Origin of the sequence: Pseudovibrio sp. Ad13 (assembly GCF_001623225.1) — a bacterium.
GTDB lineage: Bacteria > Pseudomonadota > Alphaproteobacteria > Rhizobiales > Stappiaceae > Pseudovibrio.
This window is the reverse complement of the sequence record NZ_LMCC01000014.1, coordinates 1-26,301: the sequence shown is the minus strand read 5'-3', so window position 1 is coordinate 26,301 and position 26,301 is coordinate 1. Positions and strand designations below refer to the sequence as shown.

Below are 26,301 nucleotides of genomic sequence, written 5' to 3'. Positions count from 1 at the left end.
CGACAACCTGCCAGAGCTCGTGATAACTTCTTGCAGCCGCCTTTCGGGTGCTTGACAATGCCATATCGATAGGGAACAGGGCGGGAGGAATAAAAACCACGCGCCACGCTGTCTCAGACTTTACGTCAGCGATGAGCGTCCGATGAAGACCTAAGCACAGATCAGTTGATTTGAGTAAGGAAGTGTTTCGACCCGAGATCTTGTTGACTGGAGTGAGAAATGAGGCAAAACGACATGCTACTTGAATGGCTGTTTAGAGAACTGCTTTTTGAGAGCAGGATTCCTTTCGTTCTAGTCGTTACTAAGTGAACTTGTTTCAGCAATGTCACTCTCCAGTTTGCGTTAGTCTACAGTGATGTCCGTGATTGTTAGGTTAGGAAATCAAATGGGGGAGATTGTAAGGTGTGATCTGGCGCTTGTTGAAGGGCTTTCCTTCTATGATGCTTTTGGTAGATTGCTGTTTGATCGAGATAAAGTGAGTGAAGCAATCTATGATGCAAGCGTAGTTGCGTCCGTTTATGATTGGACATTCGAAGGCATCTGCTCTTACTTTTCCGATCTCTCACCGAGTTGTTGGCCTGTAATTGCTGACCTTCGAACTTTAACTCAAAAACAGTTCTTCCCGAGTGGCTGGATGATCATGGGTTGATGGAAATCCTTGGGAGCGGCAAAGCTCCCCGGAAAGCTGAGGAGAAGCTAGCAACTCAACTGATATTCGAGACGTATTTAGATCTGATATCAGCACTGCAGCGTGGTGAACTCATAGTAAAAGGCCGCGACAGAGCCTTAGCGGATGCTCACTTGGTTCCTGCCTCTTATTGGCACACTGAGCTTTCGTATGTCTCATGGCGGAGAAATGAACTCTTACGTATTGATGGTGATCAGCGGCAGGTGCTGGCTGAAGATTTGACGATATTTGTAGCTCAAAGCACAAAGAGAAAGCGCGGCTCAAAATCCGATAGTGCAGGCCGTTTTGTTGAGGCTGAAGTCATACGTTTTCTGCAATCTCTTGCAGATCGACCTTGGCAAAGAAGAGACAGCATCGAGAAGGAAGCATTGCAGCTTTTTCCGGGATTAAGTGGTCGACATTTTGAAAGGCTTTGGGCTTTACACGCTCCTAAATACCGCACGAAACCGGGGCCAAGATCCGCGCGTTCTTCAAATCAATAAATCAGATCACCCGCACTGAATAATCGTGTCGCCTATTTTTGCCGGTGGAATCCAACCAGCATTTCTTCATCGTAAATGAGCGGAGATGATGGTTATGAGGACGGAAGAACAGCGTTGAGAACGCCTTGATTACAGAAGCGGCGGCAGCGGATTATCTGGGAATTTCTATACGGACCATACAGGCGTGGCGGGTGCGTGGCGGTGGGCCAAGTTATGTGAAGATGGGAAAGTCGGTACGCTACCGGCCTTCTGATATTCAGAATTGGATTGAATCTCATCTGACTAGCTCCACGAGTGAAGTGGGGGCGGGGTCATGAGGCGGAGTTGTAAGCCACGGCCTCGTATTGATTTCCAGCGCATTGCCAGAGCTGCTTTATTGCATGGTGATACGATCTGCAGGCAGTGGCTCCCAGGTGGGCGACTTTTGGGCTGCGAGTATACCGTGAAGAATCCGCGCCGAATGGATCGGCGGGCTGGTTCCTTCAAGATCAACATTGCTTCAGGCCTGTGGTGTGATTTTGCGACGGGTGAAGGTGGGCGGGATTTTATCAGCCTTGGAGCCTATCTGTTTTCGCTCTCGCAAAAGCAAGCTGCCTGTAATCTGGCGGATATGATTGGAGTGGATGCTTATGAGTGATCCGTTTGCTCCAATCAAAGCAATCCAAACATCAAAGCCGAAGCGGGAACAACCTCAAAAGGTGATTGTAATGCCGGTGCCAGATGGGGCACCGGAGCCACCTAGCTTTCATGGAAAGCTTGGGGTTCCTTCGCAGTGCTGGACATATCGCGATGCAGCGGGTGAAGTGCTTGGGTATGTGTACCGGTTTGATGAGGCCGAGGCGGGGAAGAGCTATCGTCCTTTGTGTTTGTTCCAGATAGCAGGGCAGATGAAATGGCGGTGGGAGACGTGGCCGTTGCCAAGGCCGCTGTATGGTTTGGAGCTACTTGCCAAAACTTCGGATATGCCTGTTGTCATTGTTGAGGGAGAGAAGGCTGCAGATGCCGTGAGGCGGTTGTTACTGAGACATGTTTGTATCAGCTCTTCTGGGGGATCGAACGCAGCTAAGAAAGCGGATTGGTCTGCGCTTCAAGGGCGAGAGGTTATCATCTGGCCTGATGCGGATGAGGCTGGGTTGAAGTTTGCAGATGATGTTGCGGGTTGTCTTGAGAAGGTTGGGGCTGCATCTGTAACGGTTCTTGTGCCGCCGGACGATGTTTCCAAAGGCTGGGATGCGGCTGATGCTTTGGCGGATGGATGGATGCCAGAGCAAGCAGAAGCCTTCGTCTTGCCTTCTCAAGCAGAAGATGCGGAAGAGCTGGAAGCTAAGCCGCGTGCGCGTGGTGTGAGTTTGCTTTCGGTCGCGCAGGATCTGGAGCTTTGGCATTCACCTCAAAAAGATGCTTTTGCCACTGTGTTTGTGAATGGTCACTATGAGCATTGGCCGGTTGAGAGCCAAAGTTTCAAGCGTTGGTTGGTGGGGCGGTATTATGAGAAGACCGGGCTTGCACCTTCAACGCAGAACTTAGGTGATGCTTTGCGGGTGTTTGAGGTGCGAGCGTTGGAACAAGGTGCCTGTCATGAGCCCTTTATGCGCACTGGCTGGCAGGACGGGAAAAGCTGGTTGGATCTGGCAGATGAGAGCTGGAGGGCAGTCCGTATCACCCGTGACGGGTGGGAGGTGATCAACAATCCTCCTGTCAAATTCATCCGCAAGCAGACTATGTCTCCCTTACCTTTGCCTGAAAAGGGGTATGGCATTGAGGAGATGCATCATCTCATCAATGCGGAGGAAGAGGACTGCAAGCTTATTCTTGGCTGGATGGTGGCGTCGTTGTGGGGGCGTAGTCGTAGTTATCCGGTTCTTGCACTTGGTGGAGAGCAGGGCAGCGGCAAGAGCACTATGGCGCGGTTGTTGCGGTCTATTACAGATCCCTGTGCGGTGTCTGCGTCTTCACTACCCAAAGATGAACGCGACCTGATGGTGATGGCGCAAAACGGGCATGTACTTAATTTTGATAATGTCTCGAAAATGGAAGGCTGGCTGTCGGATGCGATTTGCCGGATGGCGACGGGGAGTGGGTTTATTTCTCGCAAATTGCACACGGATGGCGATGCCTATTGGTTTCAAGGGGCGCGGCCTGTGCTGCTTAATGGCATTCCTGCGCTGACTGAGCGTGCTGATCTGGCCGAGCGGGCGCTTTCTGTTCGCCTCAAGCGGATTGATGAGGTGGGCCGTCAACCGGAAGAGTTGTTCTGGCAAGAATGGGAGCAGCTCAAACCGCGCATGCTTGGCGCTTTGTTGGATGCGTTGAGAGCAGCTATTCGCAGTATTGAGAGTGTGCGTTTGGATCGCCATCCACGCATGGCGGACTTTGCGCGGTTGATGGTGGCTGCGTCTTCTGGCCTTGGTTGGGAAGAGGGTGAGTTTCTGGAGGCTTATGAGAGCAACCGGCGTGGTACAGCAGAGGCCGTCTTTGAAGGTGATCCGGTTGCTGTGGCGCTTCATGAGTTTCTCTTGGTTCGGCAAGGTGGTGAGAGCTGGATGGGCACGGCAACTGAGCTGCTGGCTGAGCTCAATATGATTGTGTGTGATCAGATCAGATCCTCACGTTTCTGGCCGACAAAGGTGAATGCGTTTGGCAGTGCGGTGGATCGGGCAGCGCCACTGCTGAGGCAGAAGCGTATTCAGGTGCTGAAGAAGGCGACGGGTTCAAAGCGGCTGATTTACATGGGTGTGATTTAGCGTTTTCCCTTTAAAACATCATGGGTCCTTCCTAGGCTTTTCCCTGCCTACGGGTAGTTCGAGACCACGGTGCAAGCGCCTATGTGGTTTTCGCGAGGGCTTGGTGTTGATGTTCTTGTTGTTGTTCTCCCTTTTTGGCCCCGCTAATCCTATGGGTTTGTGGAGGAATTCAGTTTCATTGCATTGACACCTTGCGCCAATCATCGCATGCTCATCTTGAGGCATCAGAACCTCTTTTCAAGTAGCGGTCACCGCAGCCGTTAATCCGCGGTCTTTTTGTGTCTGGAGTTCGTTCTCCAAACGCAAACTCTCGCTTATGGGCGGGAGGGCGGTGAATATAATACCCTTCGCGGGGGAATAAACCCGCCTGTCTACTTGCAGGTTCTGAACCTCCCGCTCACCAGTGGGTTGTCAGAAGCCTTCTGCTGAGTGGTTGTTCAACACCCAAAGTAGAGGGCTTGAAATGACAGAAACTGGTAAAGAGAAATGTGCCCATACGTCCCTTCGCAATGAAGTGGATCAGCTTAGCTTAGCAACCAACCACCTCAAAAATCTAGTTTATTCCATGAGTGTGGTTCTGAGCGAACGCATGGAGCACACACAGGAATATGAAGCGTTGCTGACGCTGTTTGATACTGTGCGCAATCACATTGAAGATGTGCAGGGAAGTAGCGAGAAGATTTCCGAACTGCTCGAACCTTGCGCGCTGGAAATCTCCAAAGACTAAAAATACGGAATGAAGAGAGGCATTGCCTCTCACGGAATATTCTGGCTTGGGAAGCGTGATGCTTCTCAGGCCTTTTTTAAGTTGTTCGTAGTTGCGAGCCTGTAAAATTTGGGGTGACCCAGTTCATTCTCTAAAAGCAAAACCTGTTGCTAATCTAGCTGTCTGTATGACACGTTCACGAGTGTTGATTTGTAATTAACCGCTGTGATGATTTTTATAGGTTTGATAATGCCAAAAAAGAGCAACTTTTGGAATGATCAGTTTTCAGAAGCAGAAAGAGAGTATGCGTTAAAAAAAATAGAGAGGTCAGAACGGTGTTAGACGATGGCTCGGTGTCTCACCGGAGCTTTGGTGCTCTGGACGATTGGAGAGCCTTTCTAATCTCAGCTACTGGTTTCCACGTTCGTTCCGATACACTGCGTAATTTGATCATTCAAAGAGCACTGCGTTCAAGTAAGCTCCCTACAGATTTCTCTGAAAAAGATTTTAAGTCAATAGTTTACCAAATGAGGAGTGAGCACGAAGAGCATGACCAGCAGATATATAAGGTAGCTTTCCCGATTTGGGGGAAACCTAACTTTCTAACGGGAAAGCAAGTAGTTGGAGCGGTTACGCTTAACTTTTCGCCGTCTAGAAAGACTAAACTATATAAGAAAATCACTCTGGAACGAGCTGGGCAAAGAAGTGACGATAAGTTTGATCATTTCTTTACAGACGAGAAAATAAAAGACCTTGATAAATGCTTTATCTGCCTAGCTCATGTCCGCGCTATCAATGCAAATGATGCAAACGAGCAGGCATCTGAAGCCGTCTATCAAGTTCTGGGTCTGATAAACCTTGCTAAAGATGCCAACAAAACTTGGCGAAGGTCGTTTAGCGGTCACAACACTTTGCCTGTATCAGAGGTTCTTATTGGGCCTCATACGACCACTCATTTAGAGGATGGTTCTCTAACACATGACGGCTTTTGGTATGAAAAGTGGTCTAGAGGGCCAAGGAAAGCCATTCTCAATCACAAAAACTTAAGGGCATGGGAAAAGCGCTACAGTCAATTGGCAAGTGGGTTGGCAAAGTCGAAATGGAAAACCTTATCCAGAAACTCAGTTGTTCGATATTACAAAGCTTTTTCAAATCCAGATTTAGAGGAAGCTTTTTTAGATGGCTGGAGGCTTTTTGAGAACATGGCAGGTTCTCAAAAAGAGAAGAGTGAGACACTTGTAACTCGTACATCGAATATGTTCGAAGAGAGCATAGAGTTTCGAATAAAGGGAAAGCACTTAGCGCATCGCAGGAACTTGGTTTCGCATGGGCGAGCAATAAATGTTGATGATCAAGAAACGCTTGCATTTCAGATTCTGAATCTGGTCATTCCATTTTTGGAGCGATTTATACTTAATAGTTTCTCGTTCAAATCGCCTGAGGAGTTTTGGGAATTCTTGGATCTGCCGGATGCCGTTCAGGATAGAAAGCAATTGGAGCGCTCATTGCGAAAGAAGCTTAATCTTCTCACTAAAGCCGCGCTTTTTAGAGGTGAGGCAGTGTAGGGGAAATAGGATTTCATAAGGAATTTTGCTCAATTAATTTGAGAGCTCAGTTATAGCTATAGAAGCTGACAGCTATTGACAGTCTGCTAACGGTTCCCACTCCTCCATACCTCACAAAATGCCTTGCTTCTGACAACTATGACGACATTCACAGCTTTTCCAGAGCTAAATTAGAGAAGATGTTGAGGGCATTGTGAGAGCAAAATCGGCTTCTGAAACACTGCCATTTGCTTACATAGTGCTGACACAAGGCACAAAAGCAAAAAGCTCCCGGAGGGCAGCTTTGCTAAACCTCTTTATATACCATAAGGTTAAATGGTGAGCCCGCACGGGTTCGAACCGTGGACCTACTGATTAAAAGTCAGTTGCTCTACCAGCTGAGCTACGGGCTCTCGGCGTGACCGTTAGGTCGCTGCCTGTGAAGGGTCTTCTAAGGATTGCAGGGGCTTAGCGCAAGCGGTTTTTTCGATTTTCCACACGGAGCGTTTTTTGCGCCTATTTACCGTTCTTATGTTGTCTATGCGGTGAGATTGCTGAAACTAGCTCAGTGTAAATGTGAGTAGTAAAATGATGTTAGGTTTTGCTTCCTTGTTTTTCTTATGGGGATGCTCCTCATCTGGCAGAGTGTAGGGTGCGGTGCACAAAATGCGCTTTCCGCTATAATCTGCTCTAAGGTGGGAGAGCGCTGGAATCATCTCGTTCATCCCTTGGTTTTGGGGGTATTATTAGTTCTCTAGGTGAAATAACGTAGAGATATTGTTCGAAATGAAGCGTGATACTTCACAAAATCTGTAATACCTTAGTATACTATTTTGTGGAAGCAATCGGCAGTTTGCTGGTGTATCACCTGATTTTTGGCAGTTTTTCGTGAAATATCTGTGGGGCTTTCGCGTGTGCGAAATGCTCATATATCTAAAAAATATTATTTGAATCAGTTTGTTAGATGAATAGATATGCAGCTTGGTTGTTGCCGGCGGCTTTGAGAGTTTACTGGTAATCCAAGCAATAGATGTGTACGTATTTCACCGCTTTTGGCATCTTTCATTCTGTGCCAGTGGGAAATAGGCGTGTCTGATGGTTAAAATGCCAAGATTTCCTATTCGCGATACCGTGAGTAAAGGGATCGCGCAATTACAACTTAAGTGGAGGTTCGTATGAAACTTAGCAATGTTGCAGTTGGAGCTGCGCTGATTGCGGTTAGCGTTGCAACTGGAGCTTCGGCAGAAAATCGTTTCGTATCCATCGGCACCGGCGGTGTTACCGGTGTTTACTACCCAACCGGTGGTGCGATCTGTCGTCTTGTAAACAAGACCCGTAAAGAGCACGGCATCCGTTGTTCAGTGGAATCTACTGGTGGCTCTGTTTATAACATCAACACCATCCAGAATGGTGAGTTGGAGTTCGGCGTTGCACAGTCTGACGTTCAGGCGAATGCATACGAAGGTCGCTCCCAGTGGGATGGCAAGCCTTTTGGTGACCTGCGCTCTGTATTCTCCGTACATCCTGAGCCAGTGACAATGCTTGCTTCTAAAGGTTCCGGCGTAAGCAACTACACCGACCTTAAGGGTAAGAAAGTCAACATCGGTAATGCAGGTTCCGGTCAGTATGCGACATGGCAGCTTCTTGAAAAAGAAGGCATCGTGAGCACGGCTGATCTCGCTTTGGCAACTGAGCTGAAATCTGCGGAAGCAGGTTCTGCGCTTTGTGACGGCAAAATCGATGCTTACTACTGGCTGGTTGGTCACCCATCCGCATCTACTCAGGAAACTGTAAGCACCTGTGATGCGCAGCTTGTAAACGTTGAAGGTAAAGCGATCGACGATCTGGTCGATAAATATTCCTTCTACCGTAAAGCAACTATCCCAGCAGGCATGTACAACAACGCAGAAGACATCAACACCTTTGGTGTTGGCGCAACCTTCGTTTCTTCCGCTGCTGTGCCTAACGATGTTGTTTACGTCATTGTTAAATCTGTCTTCGAAAACTTCGACGACTTCAAAAAACTGCACCCTGCATTCAAAAACCTGAAAGAAGAAGAGATGATCAAGGCTTCCTTGACAGCTCCTCTGCATGACGGTGCAGTGAAGTACTACAAAGAACGTGGTTGGATGTAATCTACCCAAGTTTTCTACGATGCGGGGCTGTTCTGGCCCCGCATTTTTTGGCTTTCTATGAGATTTAGTAGGTTTCTTGCTCTGCCTTTACAGCTAAGGCAAAGGGGGAACTGTATTTGGGGGTGCAAATGAGTCCAGAACGACACAAAGCGCAAGTTGATGCGCAAGAATTGGTCGCTCAGGCAGATACCGGCGCACGAAGCCTGGCCGGTGGGCTAGGCGTGATGATTGCTGCCATTGCCTTTATCTGGTCCGTCTTTCAGCTTTATGTGGCCTCGAACGTTCCATTTTGGTTGAATGATACCTTTGGCATCAATCTCATTTTCAACAATTCCGCAGTTAGAAACATTCACCTGGCATTTGGCCTGGTGCTTGCTGCTTTTGCATACCCTCTGTTTTCCCGCAGTCCACGACATACCATACCGTGGTATGATTGGGTGCTCGCATTTTTAGGCGCTGCGGCTTGTCTCTACCTTGTGATTATGCGCTCTGAGATCGCTAATCGCGCCGGTCTTCCAACTCAGATGGATCTGATTGTGGCCACCACTGGCCTGACTGTGCTTGCGATTGCGGTTTACCGGAGCCTTGGTCTGCCTCTCGTTATTGTTGCTGCGGTTTTTGTTGGCTACGCGATGTTTGGCAACTCTCCTTGGCTGCCAGACGTCATTCAATGGCGTGGTGCCTCCTATGGTAAAGCCATGTGGCATTACTGGATTCAGGAGGAGGGCGTCTTTGGCGTTGCTGTTGGCGTTTCGGCGTCCATGATCTTCCTGTTTGTGCTGTTTGGTTCGCTGCTGGAGAAAGCTGGCGCGGGTAACTACTTTATCAAGGCCGCGTTTGCGCTTCTTGGGCATTTGCGTGGTGGTCCTGCAAAAGCGGCGGTTCTTGCCTCTGCGATGAGTGGTCTTTACTCTGGCTCTTCCATTGCGAATGTTGTGACCACTGGTACGTTCACCATTCCTTTGATGAAGCGGACCGGCTTTCCTGCTGAAAAGGCGGGTGCGGTTGAGGTGGCTTCCTCAGTGAATGGTCAGTTGATGCCGCCTGTGATGGGGGCTGCAGCCTTCCTGATTGCTGAGTTTACCGGCACCAGTTATCATCAGGTGGTTATTCACGCCTTCATTCCAGCCGTGATTTCTTACATCGCACTGGTGTACATCGTGCACCTTGAAGCGTTGAAGATGAACCTGAAAGGTCTGCCTAAGCCTCCGGTTCATGTAACCATTTTACAGCGCCTGATTGGTGTACTGACAGGCTTTATCGGTATCACTCTTGTGGGTGCTGCCGTTTATTACGGTCTGGGCTGGACGAAGACTGCGTTCCCGGCACTCACGTTCCCTGTTGTGCTTGCGTTGTTTGCTGCTGGCTATTTGTGGTTGGTGTACATCGCCGCGCAGGTTCCAGACCTTGAGGTAGACGATCCTAATGCGCCGGTGAGTGAGTTGCCTGCTGCTGGTGATGTTGGCCGTACCGGTTACTACTTCATCCTGCCGATTGTTGTTCTGATCTGGTGTATTCTCGTCGAGCGGTTCTCACCGTCCTTGTCTGCGTTTTACGCGACTATGGCGATGACCTTCATCGTTGTGACCCAGCATCAGCTGAAAGCGTTCTTCCGTAAAGAATCTCAGGCCGGCCGTACATGGCAGGGTATTGTGGACTTCGTTGAAGGCATGATCGGCGGCGCTCGCAACATGATCGGCATTGCAGTCGCAACAGCTGCTGCGGGTATCATCGTGGGGACTGTGTCTTTGACCGGTATGCACCAGATGATTGCTGCATTGGTTGAATTCCTGTCTGGCGGTAACCTGTTGCTGATGCTGGTGCTGGTTGCGGTGATGAGTTTGATCCTTGGTATGGGACTACCAACCACAGCGAACTACCTTGTTGTGTCCTCTCTGATGGCGCTGGTTGTTGTGGACCTTGGTGAACAGACCGGATTTATCGTTCCACTGATCGCAGTTCACTTCTTCGTCTTCTACTTCGGCATTATGGCCGATGTGACGCCTCCGGTGGGGCTAGCCGCCTTTGCGGCAGCTGCGATCAGTCGTGGTGATCCGATCAAGACCGGTGTTCAGGGCTTTATCTACTCTTTGCGTACTGCAGCCCTCCCGTTCCTGTTTATCTTCAACACAGATCTTCTGCTGATTGATGTTGAGCCACTTCAGGCAGTCTTTGTCTTTATCGTCTCTGTGGTGGCGATGATGTTGTTTGCTGCGGCAACGCAAGGGTACTTCTTTGCGCGCTCCCGTCTGTGGGAATCTGTAGCTCTGCTTCTCATTGCGTTTACGCTGTTCCGTCCGGGCTTCTGGCTCGATCAGGTGCAGGATCCATACGTAACTGCTACAGGTCCGCAAATCATGGAGATGGTTGGTGAAGCTCAGCCGGGTGATATGGTGCGTCTTAACCTCGCAGGTCCGGATTTTGATGACATGGATAAAATCCTGACACTGACATTGCCTCTATCAATTGGTGAGGAGCAGGGGGCTGACGCACGACTTGATGCATCTGGTCTGGTTACCATGCAGGATGATGGAGCTGTGGTGCTTGATGAACCATTCCCAGGCACGACATTTGCTGAAAAACTGCAGGGCTTTGACTTTTACGGAGATGTTCCGGTTGTGATCGTAAGCTCTCAGGTGGATGCAGAACGACTGCCAAAACAGCTGTTCTACATTCCAGCTTTGCTTCTGCTCTTGCTGGTTGTTGCACTTCAACGTCGACGCCAAACACAGCCCGCTTTTTAAGCGGGCTGTGCCATAAAACTATAATTTTTGAGGAGTTGGGAAATGTACTCCAATATCTTGCTGCCTTTGGATTTGAACGAAGAAAGCAGCTGGAAAACTGCGCTTCCCGTGGCTGTTGATCTGGCTCGTCATTACAAAGCTCAGCTTCATGTGGTGACGGTTCTGCCGGACTTTGGCAAATCTATCGTTGGTGGTTATTTCGCTCGCGAGTTTGAAACTGAGGCTTTGGAGCGTACGCGTGAGGCTCTTGAAGAGTTTCTTGATACGCAGCTTCCTGATGAGGAGCTGGATGTGAAAGGGCATATTGCCCACGGAACGATCTATGAAGAGATCACAAGCGCAGCGGATAAGCTGGGCACTGATCTGATTGTTTTGTCCTCGCATCGTCCTGAGCTGAAAGACTTCCTGCTTGGACCAAATGCGGCGCGTGTCGTGCGCCATGCCAACCAGTCTGTTCTGGTTGTACGTGACAACTAAAGGTCACAGTTGATATTTGTGGTCGACGGTAGGTAGCTGTTCTTACCTACCGTTCACCAAAATGTGTCGCAGATTTTCTTGCCTGTTTGACGAAACACATCCAACTTTCAGCAAAATTGTATATATAAGCCTTGGTGATCTATTGATGGACTATGATGTCGTCACGCTTCCGTGCGTGCAAACGTCAGGTCATGTGGATGCATTCCAAGTGGAATTAGGATAGCTATATGTTGCAAGACATCACCCTTTGGGGCGCTTTTTTCGCAGGCATTTTGTCTTTTGTTTCTCCCTGCGTATTGCCGCTGGTGCCACCTTATCTTGGGTATATTGCTGGTTTATCCATCGAAGAGGTGACGAGCGAAGATAAGAGCGCAGCACAAAGCAATCGGGTTATGGTTGCCGCGATGTGTTTCGTTGCCGGTTTCTCAACCGTGTTTGTGTTGCTTGGTGCAAGTGCTTCATTCCTTGGTCAGTTTGTTCTGCAGTATTCGCAGTATCTTGCCTATTTTGCTGGCGGCATGATCATTATTATGGGCCTACATTTTCTTGGCGCCTTTAAAATTGGGTTCCTTTACCGCGAAGCGCGTGTGCAGATTGATCGTCAGCCGGGTGGTTTTGGTGGTGCTTATCTGATGGGGCTTGCTTTTGGTTTTGGCTGGACACCGTGTATCGGCCCTGTTCTGGCAAGTATTCTCTTGATTGCCGGTACGCAGGCCTCGGTTAATCAGGGTGTTATTCTGCTCGCTGCCTATGCACTGGGTATTGGGGTGCCGTTCATGATTGCTGCGATGTTCGCAGGGCCGTTTATGGGCTTTATGGCACGCTTTCGTAAGCACATGGGGATGGTTGAAAAGGTGATGGGTGCGTTTCTCGTGCTCACCGGTGTTGGTTTCCTGACCGGTTACATTCAGGCATTTTCCTTCTGGTTACTCGAAACCTTCCCGGTCTTTTCGCAGATCGGCTAATGGACGCTCCAGATTTTGAGATGAAAAAAGCAGGCTCTAAGGCCTGCTTTTTTTTGTGCTTGTTGTATTGCTTTAGTTTCTAAGCGCTGGCTTTTCGCCGGAATAAGCTTGCTGGCAAGGTTGCCAGCAAAAGCCCTGCCATGATTGGGATGAAGCCCAGATAATGGAACACTTGGAGTTGCTCTCCCAAAAACAGGACTGCCATGCCGACACCATATGGTGTCATCAGGTACATGAACATGCCAGCGATCGATGGTCCAACCAGTCGGATGCTGAACTGGTAAGTCAGGAAAGAGGCCACTGAAGCGATTAGTGCGACGCCTGCGATAGACATCCAGACTTCACCTGTATCCGGCATCGAGGCTGTGATAGCCATTTCAGCGACTGCAAATGGCGCTAGGATGATGGTTCCAAGAATGGCGAGAATTGCAAACAAAGGAGCTGTAGAGATTGCTTGTAACTGGCTTTTCTTGATGAGTACGGAGTAAATTGCCCAACTCAGTGTACACAGAGCAAACAACAAGTCGCCGCTGTTAAGTTGCAAGTTGAGCAGGTTGCCGAGCGAGCCTTTGGTCACAATCACAAAGACACCGATGATGGCGAGTGAGATCCCGGCAAACTCCCTTATGGCTACTGCTCGTCCTCTGAAGAGCCATTCAAGCGCCAGGATAAGGGCAGGGGCAGCTGAGTAAATCAATGTTCCGTTGGTCGCCGATGTTTCTTTTAGTGCCAGATAGACAATAGCTCCGCAGATCCACATTGCGAGGAATGCCATGAAGCTGAGGAGCTTCAGGTTTTTGCGGATCAGCGGCATGTTGGCTTTGAGCTCACGATATGTGAACGGCAGAAGAATAAGTGAAGCAAGGCCCCATCTAAAAAAAGCAAGGGTCCACGGCTCTGTATGAGCGATGGCTGGTTTGGCAATTATTATGTTGGAGCTCATGAAAATGGGCATGAGAAACAACAGGGCGTATGTTGAGGCCCAATTTGAGCTCGAAGATGAATGAGACACGCGTGGTATTCCGAAAAGATCTGCAAGGCACGAAGAAACGCTCACGTCTTTGCTGACAAGCGCCTCAATGCTCAGGTGCTAAAAGATGAAAGCAACTTATTGGAAAATGGTTGGCAAGCAATTGACTTTTTCTCGCGCCAGTCTTGCGCACACAACAGCGGTGTCTGCAGCGTTGTAAAACGAGCCGGCTGTCAGCGTGTATTTTGTAGCGCCGTCTACTTTTGCAGCGGAAACGCGTTTCTTCAGATTTCCGAGCAGGAGAGGATTGTTTTCCCTCAGACTTTGCCACTTGCTTTCCAGTGAGTTTGCATCTTCGAAATTGCCCAGTTCAATGGCAAAGGACGTGCGAAGAATTCTTCGAGTTCCCGACTGGCGAAGCTTGCCTGCTGCCGGTGTTTTTTGAAACTCAGGCAGATCGAGAGCGGATGCCTTCTCAGGAATGGAGGCGACTGTCTCTGGATTAGAAGCTTTTGGTAAAGCGATGGCGGCACGTGTACCGACTTCGGAGAGCTTGAGTTCTGGCAGAGGAACTGTTTGGGTGATTGGTGCTGAATCTTGCAAGAGTTCAGGTGCTGGCAGGGTTTCTATTGGGGTCGCCGGTTTTTGCTTCGGCTTTACCGAGGTTTTGGCTGATGCGGTGGGCATTTCAGCCTCTGATGTTTTGTGCATCGCAGCTTCATCAAGCGCCTTAACATGACTTGATAGCCTGCGGTTTTGCTCTGTGAGACGCAGCACAGAACGGCGTAAAGATATGATTTCTTCCCTTACAGCATGCAATTCTTTTGAGTTTTGCAGGTTCTGTTGTGATTCGTTTCCGCGGGTATTTTCATACACTTGGAACGCGTTTTGCGCTGTTTGACTGCCAATAGAGGCGGTTGTCGTAACCGGCCCAGGAGCGGGGAGAGGGAGTGTGATCTGCGAATAAAGTGCTTGTTGGGAGGCAAATTTGCCAGGCATCTGCACTGCGGATGCGGCGAGGGCGACAAACGAGAGCGCAGCAATACCCCATGCAAGAACAGTTATGCGTTCTCGCAGTACTTTCGGTTCCTGTCGTAACTCGTTGATTTTATGAGGAAGTCTCAAAGCTTCCAGTCGCCTCGTATTCGAATCTAATCCTAACTATATGTATTAGCTTGGTTTTTTATGGTTAACAAAGTGCAAATGCAATCTGAAAAAGATGTATTAAACACTATCTGCTACTTCTAATGGGTGCGCTGATTTTCTTGGTGAAAGCACTGCGATGTTCTTTGAAATGCCAAAGCACTCGTGCAATTTGCCTGTCAGTTTGTAATTCTAGGTTCCCAAGGGGTTTGCATGTCCAATAGTTCTTGTTTGGCAATTGTTCTGGCTGCTGGATTAGGAACGCGTATGCGTTCGGCCTTGCCAAAGGTGATGCACGAAATTGGCGGGTTGCCACTTGTCGGACACGTCCTGAATTCCGTTATGCATGCTGGTGCTGATAAAGTCGCTGTTGTGGTCGGCCCTGAGATGGCCAAGCTGGAAGAGCATGTCGCCCTGCGCGCTCCACACGCGACCTGTCATGTTCAGGTTGACCGACTGGGCACTGCGCATGCTGTGAAAGCTGCCGAGGAGGCTTATAACAACGCCTCCGATCATGTTCTTGTTCTTTTTGGAGATACACCGCTTGTGAAGGCTGACACGCTGCACCGTTTGCGCGAGCGCTTGTCTGGCGGGGCGGATGTTGTTGTGCTCGGCTTTGAAGCTGAGAACCCATTCGGCTATGGTCGCTTGCTTGAAAGTGATGGCGAACTTGTTGCGATCCGCGAAGAAAAAGAAGCAACAGATGAGGAACGCAGAGTCACTCTTTGCAATGCGGGTATCATGGCGTTCAAGGGCAAGGCTCTGCCTGATTTGATTGCTGAAATCAAAAACGACAATGCCAAGGGTGAATATTATCTGACGGATGCCGTTGAGGTTGCGCGCAACAAAGGTATGAAGGTTGTTTCTGAACTTGGTGATGAAAAAGAAGTTCAGGGCATCAATAACCGAGCTCAACTTGCCTCCTGTGAAGCTGTGTTCCAGCAGGTCCAACGCGAAACTTTCATGGAAAACGGTGTGACATTGCGCGCACCAGAGACCGTCTATTTCTCATTTGATACTGAGATTGAGCCGGATGTTATTGTGGAGCCGAATGTGGTGTTTGGCCCGGGTGTACATGTTGATGGCGGAGCTCGTATCCGTGCGTTTTCTCATCTGGAGAATGCGCGTGTGAGTGCTGATGCGACTGTTGGTCCTTATGCCCGGCTGCGTCCAGGTGCTGAGATTGGCGAGGGGGCTCATATTGGCAACTTTGTTGAGATCAAGAATGCAAAGGTTGAGGCTGGTGCAAAGGTCAATCATCTTTCCTACATTGGTGATGCGCGTATCGGTGCGAAGTCCAACATTGGAGCGGGTACAATCACCTGTAATTATGATGGCTATCTGAAACATCACACAGATATCGGTGCAGGCAGTTTTGTTGGCTCAGACAGCGTGCTTGTTGCCCCGGTTAAGCTGGGTGATGGCGCCTTTGTTGCTGCCGGATCTGTGGTGACCTTTGATGTGCCAGCGGATGCACTGGCGATTGGCCGAGGCCAGCAGGTCAACAAAGAAGGCCGTGCTGCTGTAATGCGTGAAAAGCTTGCCGCGGCTAAAGCTTCAAGAAAGGGCTGAGTAATATTGATGCACATTGCTGAGGTTGGCGGTGTGCTTACTCAATTATCCTCAAGCTGTAACGAAACGAAACACGGATTGATTTCCCTCGCATAGAAGCATCGAGCTAAAGACTTGGCCTAAAGTTGATGCTCGCACCAGTTGCGAGGTGGGAATTCAAGGAGAACATATATGTGCGGTATTGTCGGAATTTTGGGGCAGACACCTGTTGCACCATTGCTGGTAGATGCGCTGAAACGGCTTGAGTATCGCGGATATGACTCTGCTGGTATTGCAACTGTTCAAAATGGTGAGTTGGTTCGCCGCCGTGCGAAAGGGAAACTGCGCAATCTGGAAGCTGTGCTGGAAGGCAACCCTCTTGGCGGTGTGAGTGGCATTGGCCACACCCGTTGGGCGACGCATGGTGCTCCGACTGTTGAGAATGCACATCCACACGCTTCTGATGGTGTGATGGTGGTTCACAACGGTATTATCGAGAACTTCCTCGAGTTGCGCGAAGAGGTGCGCAGGGCGGGAGTGAAGCTTTCCACTGAAACGGATTCTGAAGTTGTTGCGCATCTCATTTCACTGGAAGTGAAAAGCGGTAAGTCTCCGCAGGATGCTGTTGCTGCCGTTCTTGGCCGCCTGAAAGGTGCTTTTTCGCTCGCAATTTTGTTTGCTGATCAGGATGATCTGATGATTGGCGCACGCCGTGGCTCGCCGCTTGCTGTTGGGTATGGTGAGGGCGAAATGTTCCTCGGCTCTGACGCAATTGCGCTGTCTCCTTTTACTGACCGCATCAGTTATCTTGAAGAGGGTGACTGGGTTGTTGTGACACGCGCTGGCGCGCAGATCTTTGATGAAAACAATGCTGCTGCCGAGCGGGCTGTTCACACATCCAGTGTGAGTTCTACCATGATGGACAAGGGCAACTACCGTCACTTCATGGCAAAAGAAATTCATGAGCAGCCAGAAGTGTTAGGTCATGCAATTTCGCAGTACCTGAAATTCAATGAGGGTAAAGTCACTCTGCCTGAGGGGAATGAATTTGATTTCTCCAAGATCAATCGGCTTGTGATTTCTGCATGCGGTACTGCGTATTACGCTGGTCTGACAGCAAAATATTGGTTTGAGAAGTACGCTCGGCTTCCAGTAGACATCGATATCGCTTCGGAGTTCCGTTATCGCGAAATGCCTCTGGGCGAAGGTGATCTGGCGCTGTTCATTTCCCAGTCTGGTGAAACGGCTGATACTCTTGCATCGCTGCGCTACTGTAAAGAGCAGGGCATGACCATCGGCGCAGTGGTGAACGTGCCTGAGAGCACGATTGCGCGTGAATCTGATCTGGTGTTTCCGATCTTTGCTGGTCCGGAAATTGGCGTTGCGTCTACGAAAGCCTTCACCTGTCAGCTGGCTGTTCTTGCCAGTCTTGCTGTTCTTGCTGGCCGTCAGCGTGGAAACTTGAGTGAAGATCAGGAAAAAGAGCTGGTTGGTGCTCTTGCTGAGCTACCTGCACACGCGATGCAGGCGTTGAAACTGGAGCCTCAGATCGAAAAGCTGGCACCGTGGATGTCCAAGAAGCACCATGCGCTGTTCCTTGGCCGTGGCACGAGCTTCCCGTTGGCACTGGAAGGGGCTTTGAAGCTGAAAGAGCTTTCCTACATTCATGCAGAAGGCTACGCAGCAGGCGAGCTAAAGCACGGCCCGATTGCGCTGATTGACGAGAACATGCCGGTTCTGGTTGTTGCCCCGTTCGATGGTGTTTACGAGAAGACTGTTTCCAACATGCAGGAAGTGGCAGCTCGTGGCGGCGAGATTGCTCTGTTCACAGATGAAAAAGGCGCTGAGGCAGCAGGTGTTGCTGCTGACCAGATGATCATTCTGCCAGAACTCCCTGAAATTGTTGCACCACTCATCTACGCACTGCCACTGCAAATGCTGTCCTACCACACCGCTGTCTTCATGGGCACAGACGTGGACCAGCCACGTAACCTGGCGAAATCCGTTACGGTTGAATAGTTGCTCAGAAAAACTATTGCTTTTGTGGGGGAGTAATAAAGTATCATACTAAGTAATAAAGTATCATACTGAGTAATAAAGTTGCATACTGAAGCCGCCGGTATTATGCTTGCTTTGCGAGCAGTGACCGGCGGTTTTTTTCATGGCAGGTAAGAGTAAAGCGTTTTCTGACGCCAAGTTTGCAAAGATGATCAAAGAGGGACGGGGCAGTGGTGAGTATTCTGAATACAAGCCCTGGCTGACAGTTTGTGATTTGCCGTCTCTTGGGAGAGTACACCGCGTCTTCGGTCATAAGTCGAAGAGAACCCATCACCTGCTGTCTGACCTCGAACTTTCAGTGTTCCTGCTGCTTGAATGGCATAGTGAAGTTACGCAAATCCGCGAGCAGTTCCCCCTTGAAAGAGATGATACGTGCAAGCTCGCGCTCGAAGCCGGAATTAAGCATCCTAATCTAGCTGGCGTTGACCAGTATATGTCCTCTGACTTCTTGGTGGACACGAGTGATGAGCAGACACCTAGATTTGCCTTACAGGCGAAGTATCAAGACGCGCTGCAAGACGCTCGCACAATTGAAAAACTAGAGTTAGAGCGGCGATACTGGCAGGCAAAGGGTGTGCCGTGGTACCTTATTACCGAGCGCGAAGTGCCAGCTGTCGTTACCAAGAACATAAAGTGGCTCCACCCGGCAATGCGGGAGGAAGAAGGTCGTATTGAGCTAACGCTAGAGCAGATGGAATTCTATGGTCATCATTTTAAAAATAACCCAAACAAGACAGTAATCTCCATCTGTAAGGACCTGGACATGGCCTATGAGTTGCCACCTGGCCAGTCTCTTCAAGAGATACGACAGCTTTTAGCCAAGCGATACTTCACCTTCGACATCTTCGTTCCAATCACTAAGCTCAGGGCGAAAGAGCTGGAAGCAGGAGATCTGGGTTTTATCCGGGAGGTGTATTTTGTTTCAAATCAATGAAGTGCTGAGTTTTGATCAACGCCGCTACCGCATTTTGCAGCTGATGGGCGAGCACTTGGTGTGGATCGATATAGATGACAAGTCGGCTTTTCCCGAGATTGCATCGACTGATGAGCTCAGATCTGCCATCGAAGACGAAGTTCTTGATCGGGTACAAGATCCTTTTAGCGAGCTTACTTTCCTAAATCCGGCAGAGGGAAGTACGGCGAAGACCAAACGTGATCGCAACTATGCTCTCATTAAGCCTTTGCTGGACTTGCCAGACTTTTATGACCCGGAAAGCCGGGGCGCTGCCATAAACACCATTCTTACCAGTAACGAAACTACCAAACAAACTATCTACAGGTTAGCTCGGCGATATTGGCAACGGGGGCAAGTTCCAAATGCTCTGTTGCCTGACTACAAGAACTCGGGAGCAAAGGGGCAGCGCAGGCTAGCCAGGGACAAGAAGTTGGGGCGTCCACGCAAATACACTCCAGGTGTTGGCGCCAAGGTGGACGAGTTTACTGAACGCTTGTTCCGCATAGCCATTGATCGTTATCTTCTCAAGGATCAGGGACACTCACTTCCTTATGCCCATCGCCGCTTTGAGAAAATGTATCTGAACTACTTCCCAGATACCCCCTCAGAAGAACTGCCGTCCAACTGGCAGATGATGCATTTCTACAAGCGCGAGTACCAGCAGGCTGATACACTGAAGAAACGGGTGTCTGCAATTGAGTTCAACAAGGATGTCAGACCTTTACGCAGCACCGCCAATACGCAGGTGCTCGGACCGGGTTCCCGCTATGAGATCGATGCGACCATAGCCGACATTTACCTGGTATCCGACAGTGAGCGCGGCAATATCGTTGGCCGGCCTGTGGTGTACATGGTGGTTGATGTATTCAGCCGCATGGTTGCCGGCTTTTACATCGGCTTCGAGACACCCTCTTATGCTGCGGCGATGCAGGCTCTCTTTATGGCGGTAACCGAAAAGACAAGCTACTGCAAGGAAATGGAGTTCGACGTTGACATCAACGACTGGCCAAGCGTTGGTGTTCCCGATGCTGTCTTAGCCGACCGGGGCGAACTGCTTGGGCACCAGATCGAAAATCTTGAGAGCAATTTCTCTGTCAGGATAGAGAACACGCCACCCTACAGAGGTGATGCGAAAGGCATTGTTGAACGAAACTTCAAAACAATTCAGAGTTCTTTTGGTCCCTTTGTACCAGGCCATGTATCCGGTAGCACAATTAAGAAACGCGGTGGCAAGGACTATCGGCTGGATGCTAAGCTGTCGGTAAGGGATTTTTCTCAGATTATCCTGTCGTCCGTGCTTTGCCACAATCAATACGCCGTTCTTGAGAAGTACGACAGGGAGGCTGACATGCCGACGGATCTTCCTGCCACACCGATCCATCTGTGGAACTGGGGACTACAGCACAGGACCGGGCGCCTGCATCAGGCTGACCCAGATGCGCTTCGTATAGCCTTACTGCCGAGAAAAAGAGCAACTCTTTCAGAGCTTGGGCCCCGTTTGTTTGGGGTCTATTATTCATCAACGGAGTTCCTTCGGCTTGGATGGACGCATCGCGGCGCTCATGTAAAGCGTCCAGCGAGCATTGAAGCTGCTTACGATCCTTTGGTCGCAGACCGGATTTACCTGTTCCCGGAAAAGGGCAGTAACAAGTATTGGATCTGTAACCTTTCCGAGCGCTCTCGCGAGTTCCGCGGGTGTTCGTTCTGGGATGTGTGGCAAGCCCGGGATGAGCAGAAGAATACAGCAGCGACTGCCAAGGTGCAGTTAAAAACCAAGAAACGCCAGCATGAGGAGTTCGTGATTGAAAAGATTGCTCATGCTGAGAAGTCTGCGCCCGATACTTCGGCGGAACCCAAAGTGCAGCGGATACGTGCCATCAATGAGAACAAGCGTCACGAAAAAGCAGGGGAGCGCGCAAAGAAGGCACATCGTCCTGAGGCTGAAAGTGAGCGTAAGTCAGGTGAGATAGTCCACCTTGCCCAGCCTGAAGCGGACCTAGATTATCCTGATTTCATTGACGAATTGTTTGAGGATGATGACTGATGCCGTTGCCGGAAAACTTTGTTGAGGCTGTATATGTTGATCCGGGCCTGGAACGCTATCGTGACAATCCATTGATTGAAGCGCTGCCACCAATCATGGACCTTTCTACGCTTAAGAAGAAGTTAGTTGGAAAGGTTGCTTTCAGGCCGCAGGATTGTTTCGAAAAGGGGCATATTCGTGCTCATCAGATTAGCGCTCTTCTAGACGATTTCTTTCAGCCTTTGTCTATGCATAAGCAATTGGAAGAAAAAATTTCAATTATGATCCGGGGTGGTTATGTAGGGCGCAATATTGCCGATGGCTCTCTGAACAGGAGGATGCAGGAGGGCTACCAGAGGATAATGTCGGGTGCGGCAGATGACTTTCAGTTTGCTCAATCGAAGTCCACGGCGAAATGCTTCTCGCTGATCGGATGCTCAGGGAGCGGCAAAAGCTCGACGATAAATCGGATTCTGGCAACTTATCCGCAGGTCATCTACCACAAGCAATACAATTTTATTCAGCTGCCTTACCTTCGGATCGAATGCCCGTCTGATGGCTCTTTAAAGAGCTTGTGCCTGAATTTTTTCCGTGAGGTGGACCGCACGCTGAGCACCGCCTATGAGGAAAAGTATGCCCGCAAGCGGCACAGTACAGAAGTGCTTCTTTCTCTGATGGGGCAAGTTGCAACGCAAAGGGCTGTTGGCGTGTTGGTCATTGATGAAATCCAGCGACTAACGCTTAAGAGGTCTATCAGCAAGGAAGCTATGCTGGAGTTCTTTGTTGAGCTGGTGAACAAGGTTGGTGTGCCAGTGGTTATGGTCGGCACTCCCAAGGCGAGACCTATATTTGAAATGGAGTTGCAGGCAGGCAGGCGCAGTGCCGGTTTTGGGTCCCTGTTTTGGGAGCCGATGCAGCGCGGCCCTGTCAGAGTAGATCCCAATACAGGAAAGCAGAGAAGGACAGAATGGCAGGCCTTTACTGACAAACTGTGGCGATACCAATGGTTATCTCAACGCGATGAGGTCTTAAGTGAAGAAATCCGCAATTGCTGGTTTGAACTGTCGCAGGGTGTGATCGATATCGTGGTGAAGCTGTTCGTCCTTGCTCAGTTGCGGGCGATTTCCACGGGCTTGGAGCGGATTACGGTAAAGCTGCTGCGTACAATCTATGAACAGGAACTCAAGCCAGTGCATCCGATGTTAGACGCACTGCGTAGGGGAGATCCTGACGCAATTGTCAAATACTCTGACCTGCAGATGCCTGCGATAGACAAACGCCTTCTTGAATTACGGAAGTTAATCGATGAGCGGCAAGAAGAAAGAGAAAGTGAAGACGCATTCAACGGCAATGAAAAAGCCAAGAAGCTGTCTACTTTTTTGCAGGCAATGGGGTGCGATTCAAAGTTGCTACAGCCTTTAATAACAAGTGCCTTCAAGAAACATCCGAACCTTTCTTTACCTGACTTAGTTCAGATCGTTCTGGGCTGGTACTCTGCCACGGTACAACCGAAAACAACTAAAGCTGAGATAGTCAGACTTTCAGACTGGCATTCACTGCCATCGGATGACTTCAGGTTCAGGTTTTCTCAGGCGGAAAAGGGATGTCTTTATGATGAACTGGCAGCAGGCAAGGAGCTGTTCGACGTTTCTAGCTGGTTAAAGAGCATGGGATGACATGTTGGGCTTTCCCCTACCTTATTGCGGTGAACTGATCTACAGCACGATTGCAAGGCATGGGGTCCATAGTGGCATTGTTTCACCCAAAGAGCTCTTGTTGGAGCTGTTCGGTGATACTAAGATAATTGCAGTTTCGGACCTGCCAGGACATTTGGAGCAAATAGCAGCGCTTTATCCTAGCACGCTCGGTATTACGCCGCTGGATCTCCTCTACAAGCACACGCTCTTTCCTCTGTATGCGCCTTTCATAGGGAAGGCGCGGCATAAGACTCTTATCCATGAGCTTACTGGGACCAGAAAAAGCTCAGTGCATCTTGCCGCTGGCGTGGCGGCATCGCGCGTCAAGCAGCCGAAATACCTTCGGTATTGCTCTGATTGCGTAATCGAGCAATTTAATAAGCATGGAGAGTGTTTCTGGCACCGGTCTTGGCAAGTCGCAGGCGTAGATAGTTGTCTTGTACATGGAAAGTTAGCCGATGCAAAAATCTGTCGTCATGACACCCATCGGCATTCGTTTAGGGCGGCAGACCTGGATGTTTGCCCGACGGTAAAAGCTCAATCTGAAAGTTGGCAAAGCGCTGTGATGGCCTTGAGTATAGATGAGCTCCTTCACCTTCGGGTGAAACACGTCCCTGTGCTAACTCAGTGGGGGATTTACTATAAAAACTTGGCGGCTGAAAACCATTTCAAACGAGGAGCGCAGGTGCGTCACGAGAGCATCAAAGAAAGGGTCATTGAGTATTGGGGGGACGAATGGCTTGCTAAGTATGCTCTTTTGCCAGCTAGGGGCGATGAGAGTTGGCTACAAAGCATATTTCGAAAACACCGCAAAGCCTTTAGCTACCTTGAGCACCTGACTGTTCTTCATGCTTTGTTAGAGCCCGGTTGGACGTTGAAGGATGTTGTTACTGAAGCGGCGTGGGTCAAAGCAGCGAGGGTTCCTGTTAAGAGCTTGCCAGCCCAAGATCAGAATAAGATCAACGCACACCGAGGCAAGTGGCTTGTTGCTCTTGATGAATATGGCGCAAGGCCGGCCAGGCTTAAAGGTTTTGGAGGTGTTTATGCATGGCTCTATCGCCATGACAAAGACTGGTTGATGAAGGTTAATCAGAAGTACCATAAACCGATGGCTAAGCCGAAGGCGCGTGCGGAGTGGCCTAAGCGGGATAGCAATACCCTTCGGGCTTTGGTTAAGTTGCACGATCAGTTGGAAAGCCAGCTGGTTGGGCCAAGGCGCTCAAAGAACTGGTATCTAAAGAAAATCGACTATGCAGCAAGTATTGAGAAGCACTTGGAGTTGTTCCCAAAGTGTCGGGCTTTTCTAGAGCGTTATAGTGAAAGCGTGTCTGACTACCAGGTAAGACGAGTTAGGTGCTCCATATTGAGGCTAAAGCAGGAAGGTGCACAAGTGAAGCGATGGAAGGTTCTGAGGGCGGCAGGGTTGAGCGAGGAACGTCTCACAGAGCCAACTCGTTGTTTTCTTACTGAGGGGCTAAGAATTTGAATGGAAATGCCTATCTCAAGGGGTTTGAGGAAAATACCTGGATCAACGGTATAGGGGAGCTGTTTTGTCGAAAGGATGGGGTTAGGTGGGCGGTAAACCTGAGTGTGTTTCCAAGCAGTAAAAACAGGGCTGACGCAACTTCGCTTTCAAATGCGCCTTTGCTGGTGCGCAAAACACTCATTAATCAAACCAAGGCCAATTATCGTCAGAGGCTTGAGAAAACTTTTACAATTCAAAGAGCGAATGAGTGGCGGGTTGATCGCTTGGAAAGCTGTCCGGCTCTTGAGCGGCACTTACCAAAGGAGCTTCGGCAATACTGCTTTGTCTTTGAACTGCATGACGGCATTCAGGTTTTCCTTCCGCAATTTGAACTGGCGCGGGCTCTGTTCTTCCATAACGGGTACTTAGCTCGCTCATCTGTGATTCATGATGTACTCAGCAATGAGTTTGCCATTGAGTATGATGAGTTCAACAAGGCGGCAACCATCCATGTACTGCAGACCTGCAATTGTCCCGTGGAGGTGTTTAATGACCCCGGATATCGCAGGATGCTTGCCTGGTTGCTACTGGATAAGGATGCCAGGCACTCCTATGAAAGCATAAACCAATCTCAATTACTCAGCGGTCGCGACATAGGGCAGTATCGGCGATGGACCTTTCAATTTGAGCCGCCACCGCTGACGAATGCTAGCTTAACGGTGAAGGGTAATTTTGAACCGGAAAGCCAGACATTACTCGTCTACGAGGTGACTGGCGTAAAGAATATTCCCGCTAACATTCCAGAGCAGGTCGAATTCTGTAGTCCCAAGTTTTACGCCAATGGCTATGGAACAGGAGGGGGAGGACAGGCTACTTCACCAATGCCAGAGCCTATGCAATACAATGTGGATGATAATGCAGAGGGTAGCCGGGAGAATAAACCGATTACCCTCAATGTAAGCAAGACAGAGTTTGAGTTTGCAGGGGCGATCGCAACGTCAAGGGTTGCGAAGAAGTCAAAGCCTGCGGGTGGAGGCCGGGAGGACATCAGCCAACCAGGAAATGCTTCCACGAATGTGAGTACCGAGGAGCAAGGGCCATTTGGCGCATTACCCAGCGCCGAATGGGAAAGCCTAAAAGAGCAAACAGATGATGCCCACTTATATTTGAACAAGTTTAAGAGCTATTTTGAAATGCTGATGCTGCTGGAAGACAGGTACGGCTGCAGGGTAGACAAATACCCACTTAGAAAGCTTCCGGCGCTAGGAAAGTGCAAGAGACATATCCTTGAAACCGATGGGAACCGTCGATGCCTTTCAATCGCGCTCGTCACTGTAGACCAGCTGAGATATTTTTTTCTGGAAGTTGATACCTCTGATGCAAAGAAAGCATTGTCAACCAAAGTGATTTTGGCACGATCCCTTCGAGATATTGAGACGCATATACAAGAGCTGGAGGAGAGACTCCTAAGCGGGTCCTTATCGTGGCCAAACAAATATTTAGATAAACTCGTTGGTGAAAATAACCATTTTTGGATCTCCCATCAGAAGTCTCGTAAAAGTGGAGCTTTGACCTCTGATGAAATTGCTAAATGGGCAGATCGAGTTTTTTCTCGATTGTGTTAGCGGCTACTAACTAATGAAGTTAATGGGGTTAAAGATGATCCTCGCCCTTGTGTTGGCTTGGTTGATGAGGCCAGAATTTTTGAGGCGCTCGTTTCCAGTGAAAAGCAGTTTAAGATATCGAAAACAGTAGGTACGGTCACACTGCTATATGCAAGAAGTAATCCTGGGGCCAACTGCGGCCATTCGGGTGCTTCAATTAAGAGTTGCGCAAGTCTTTGCAGATGAGACTACGGTCTCTTTCTGGAGAGTTCTTCTCAGTATATGATTATGTGTGAGGCGCCCGATAAGATAAGGAGCATTTTGAACCCAAAGCAGCTCTGGGATGGAGT

At 49.5% G+C, this 26,301-nt stretch carries 20 protein-coding genes and 1 tRNA gene; 18 read left to right on the top strand and 3 right to left on the bottom strand.

Annotated features, from left to right (window positions below; translation table 11 throughout):
• Window positions 1-385: 385 nt before the first annotated feature.
• From PsAD13_RS17165 to PsAD13_RS17135, 7 genes are all read left to right on the top strand, one after another.
• Complete coding sequence (locus PsAD13_RS17165) at window positions 386-649, top strand: hypothetical protein (protein WP_063318958.1); 264 nt, start codon at window positions 386-388, stop codon at window positions 647-649.
• Window positions 649-1,170, top strand: a complete 522-nt coding sequence (locus PsAD13_RS17160) for a hypothetical protein (protein WP_153040911.1) — start codon at window positions 649-651, stop codon at window positions 1,168-1,170. Before PsAD13_RS17165 ends, PsAD13_RS17160 begins: the two co-directional genes overlap by 1 nt.
• Before the next feature lie 125 nt (window positions 1,171-1,295).
• Window positions 1,296-1,487: a helix-turn-helix domain-containing protein gene (locus tag PsAD13_RS27385; RefSeq protein ID WP_084404752.1), complete on the top strand. Its 192-nt coding sequence runs from the start codon at window positions 1,296-1,298 to the stop codon at window positions 1,485-1,487.
• Window positions 1,484-1,807 (top strand): hypothetical protein, encoded by a 324-nt coding sequence (locus PsAD13_RS17155; protein ID WP_063318956.1) that lies wholly within the window; start codon window positions 1,484-1,486, stop codon window positions 1,805-1,807. The genes PsAD13_RS27385 and PsAD13_RS17155 overlap by 4 nt, the downstream gene beginning before the upstream one ends.
• On the top strand, window positions 1,800-3,914 hold the full coding sequence (locus tag PsAD13_RS17150) for a DUF6371 domain-containing protein (RefSeq protein ID WP_063318955.1): 2,115 nt from the start codon (window positions 1,800-1,802) through the stop codon (window positions 3,912-3,914). Before PsAD13_RS17155 ends, PsAD13_RS17150 begins: the two co-directional genes overlap by 8 nt.
• Window positions 3,915-4,377: 463 nt before the next feature.
• Window positions 4,378-4,641, top strand: a complete 264-nt coding sequence (locus tag PsAD13_RS17140; RefSeq protein ID WP_063318953.1) for a hypothetical protein — start codon at window positions 4,378-4,380, stop codon at window positions 4,639-4,641.
• A 314-nt stretch (window positions 4,642-4,955) separates the two neighbouring features.
• On the top strand, window positions 4,956-6,185 hold the full coding sequence (locus PsAD13_RS17135; RefSeq protein WP_063318952.1) for a hypothetical protein: 1,230 nt from the start codon (window positions 4,956-4,958) through the stop codon (window positions 6,183-6,185).
• Between the two features lie 316 nt (window positions 6,186-6,501).
• Here the strand turns inward: PsAD13_RS17135 and PsAD13_RS17130 are convergent.
• Window positions 6,502-6,577, bottom strand: a tRNA-Lys gene (locus PsAD13_RS17130).
• A 762-nt stretch (window positions 6,578-7,339) separates the two neighbouring features.
• Here PsAD13_RS17130 and PsAD13_RS17125 point away from each other — a divergent pair.
• The 4 genes from PsAD13_RS17125 to PsAD13_RS17110 all read left to right on the top strand — a co-directional run bounded on the left by PsAD13_RS17125 (window position 7,340) and on the right by PsAD13_RS17110 (window position 12,485).
• Complete coding sequence (locus PsAD13_RS17125; protein WP_063318951.1) at window positions 7,340-8,299, top strand: TAXI family TRAP transporter solute-binding subunit; 960 nt, start codon at window positions 7,340-7,342, stop codon at window positions 8,297-8,299.
• A gap of 128 nt (window positions 8,300-8,427) precedes the next feature.
• Window positions 8,428-11,043 (top strand): TRAP transporter permease, encoded by a 2,616-nt coding sequence (locus PsAD13_RS17120; RefSeq protein ID WP_063289847.1) that lies wholly within the window; start codon window positions 8,428-8,430, stop codon window positions 11,041-11,043.
• A gap of 42 nt (window positions 11,044-11,085) precedes the next feature.
• Window positions 11,086-11,520 carry a universal stress protein gene (locus PsAD13_RS17115; protein ID WP_057462369.1) on the top strand — a complete coding sequence of 145 codons (435 nt, stop codon included), beginning with the start codon at window positions 11,086-11,088 and terminating at the stop codon, window positions 11,518-11,520.
• A gap of 227 nt (window positions 11,521-11,747) precedes the next feature.
• Window positions 11,748-12,485 (top strand): cytochrome c biogenesis CcdA family protein, encoded by a 738-nt coding sequence (locus PsAD13_RS17110; RefSeq protein ID WP_063289848.1) that lies wholly within the window; start codon window positions 11,748-11,750, stop codon window positions 12,483-12,485.
• A gap of 79 nt (window positions 12,486-12,564) precedes the next feature.
• Here PsAD13_RS17110 and PsAD13_RS17105 read toward each other — a convergent pair whose 3' ends face one another.
• Window positions 12,565-13,497 (bottom strand): DMT family transporter, encoded by a 933-nt coding sequence (locus tag PsAD13_RS17105; protein ID WP_275496484.1) that lies wholly within the window; start codon window positions 13,495-13,497, stop codon window positions 12,565-12,567.
• Window positions 13,498-13,593: 96 nt separating this feature from the next.
• Window positions 13,594-14,580, bottom strand: coding sequence for a hypothetical protein (locus tag PsAD13_RS17100; RefSeq protein ID WP_208986716.1), 987 nt, complete (start codon window positions 14,578-14,580; stop codon window positions 13,594-13,596).
• 231 nt (window positions 14,581-14,811) lie between these two features.
• Between PsAD13_RS17100 and glmU the strand changes: the two genes are divergently transcribed.
• The 7 genes from glmU to PsAD13_RS17065 all read left to right on the top strand — a co-directional run bounded on the left by glmU (window position 14,812) and on the right by PsAD13_RS17065 (window position 25,972).
• The gene (glmU, locus tag PsAD13_RS17095) at window positions 14,812-16,170 is read left to right on the top strand and encodes a bifunctional UDP-N-acetylglucosamine diphosphorylase/glucosamine-1-phosphate N-acetyltransferase GlmU (protein WP_063318949.1); all 1,359 of its coding nucleotides are present in this window, start codon (window positions 14,812-14,814) and stop codon (window positions 16,168-16,170) included.
• 171 nt (window positions 16,171-16,341) lie between these two features.
• Entirely contained in the window at window positions 16,342-18,168 is a 1,827-nt protein-coding gene (gene glmS / locus PsAD13_RS17090) for a glutamine--fructose-6-phosphate transaminase (isomerizing) (protein WP_063304037.1), read from the top strand.
• A gap of 142 nt (window positions 18,169-18,310) precedes the next feature.
• Complete coding sequence (locus PsAD13_RS17085) at window positions 18,311-19,141, top strand: heteromeric transposase endonuclease subunit TnsA (protein WP_063318948.1); 831 nt, start codon at window positions 18,311-18,313, stop codon at window positions 19,139-19,141.
• A complete protein-coding gene (locus PsAD13_RS17080; RefSeq protein ID WP_063318947.1) occupies window positions 19,125-21,206 on the top strand; it encodes a DDE-type integrase/transposase/recombinase in 2,082 nt (693 codons plus the stop codon). Before PsAD13_RS17085 ends, PsAD13_RS17080 begins: the two co-directional genes overlap by 17 nt.
• Window positions 21,206-22,861 (top strand): AAA family ATPase, encoded by a 1,656-nt coding sequence (locus tag PsAD13_RS17075; RefSeq protein WP_063318946.1) that lies wholly within the window; start codon window positions 21,206-21,208, stop codon window positions 22,859-22,861. The genes PsAD13_RS17080 and PsAD13_RS17075 overlap by 1 nt, the downstream gene beginning before the upstream one ends.
• Window position 22,862: 1 nt before the next feature.
• Complete coding sequence (locus PsAD13_RS17070; RefSeq protein WP_063318945.1) at window positions 22,863-24,368, top strand: TnsD family Tn7-like transposition protein; 1,506 nt, start codon at window positions 22,863-22,865, stop codon at window positions 24,366-24,368.
• Window positions 24,365-25,972 (top strand): Tn7-like element transposition protein TnsE, encoded by a 1,608-nt coding sequence (locus PsAD13_RS17065; protein ID WP_063318944.1) that lies wholly within the window; start codon window positions 24,365-24,367, stop codon window positions 25,970-25,972. The genes PsAD13_RS17070 and PsAD13_RS17065 overlap by 4 nt, the downstream gene beginning before the upstream one ends.
• Window positions 25,973-26,301 lie beyond the last annotated feature (329 nt).

Excerpts from the sequence above, each read along its gene's own strand:
- PsAD13_RS17165 (WP_063318958.1), top strand. The coding sequence starts at position 386 with ATGGGGGAGATTGTAAGGTGTGATCTGGCGCTTGTTGAAGGGCTTTCC.
- PsAD13_RS17120 (WP_063289847.1), top strand. The coding sequence starts at position 8,428 with ATGAGTCCAGAACGACACAAAGCGCAAGTTGATGCGCAAGAATTGGTC.
- PsAD13_RS17115 (WP_057462369.1), top strand. The coding sequence starts at position 11,086 with ATGTACTCCAATATCTTGCTGCCTTTGGATTTGAACGAAGAAAGCAGC.
- glmS (WP_063304037.1), top strand. The coding sequence starts at position 16,342 with ATGTGCGGTATTGTCGGAATTTTGGGGCAGACACCTGTTGCACCATTG.
- PsAD13_RS17160 (WP_153040911.1), top strand. The coding sequence starts at position 649 with ATGGAAATCCTTGGGAGCGGCAAAGCTCCCCGGAAAGCTGAGGAGAAG.
- PsAD13_RS17155 (WP_063318956.1), top strand. The coding sequence starts at position 1,484 with ATGAGGCGGAGTTGTAAGCCACGGCCTCGTATTGATTTCCAGCGCATT.
- PsAD13_RS17150 (WP_063318955.1), top strand. The coding sequence starts at position 1,800 with ATGAGTGATCCGTTTGCTCCAATCAAAGCAATCCAAACATCAAAGCCG.
- glmU (WP_063318949.1), top strand. The coding sequence starts at position 14,812 with ATGTCCAATAGTTCTTGTTTGGCAATTGTTCTGGCTGCTGGATTAGGA.
- PsAD13_RS17070 (WP_063318945.1), top strand. The coding sequence starts at position 22,863 with ATGTTGGGCTTTCCCCTACCTTATTGCGGTGAACTGATCTACAGCACG.
- PsAD13_RS17075 (WP_063318946.1), top strand. The coding sequence starts at position 21,206 with ATGCCGTTGCCGGAAAACTTTGTTGAGGCTGTATATGTTGATCCGGGC.
- PsAD13_RS17125 (WP_063318951.1), top strand. The coding sequence starts at position 7,340 with ATGAAACTTAGCAATGTTGCAGTTGGAGCTGCGCTGATTGCGGTTAGC.
- PsAD13_RS17110 (WP_063289848.1), top strand. The coding sequence starts at position 11,748 with ATGTTGCAAGACATCACCCTTTGGGGCGCTTTTTTCGCAGGCATTTTG.
- PsAD13_RS17085 (WP_063318948.1), top strand. The coding sequence starts at position 18,311 with ATGGCAGGTAAGAGTAAAGCGTTTTCTGACGCCAAGTTTGCAAAGATG.
- PsAD13_RS17140 (WP_063318953.1), top strand. The coding sequence starts at position 4,378 with ATGACAGAAACTGGTAAAGAGAAATGTGCCCATACGTCCCTTCGCAAT.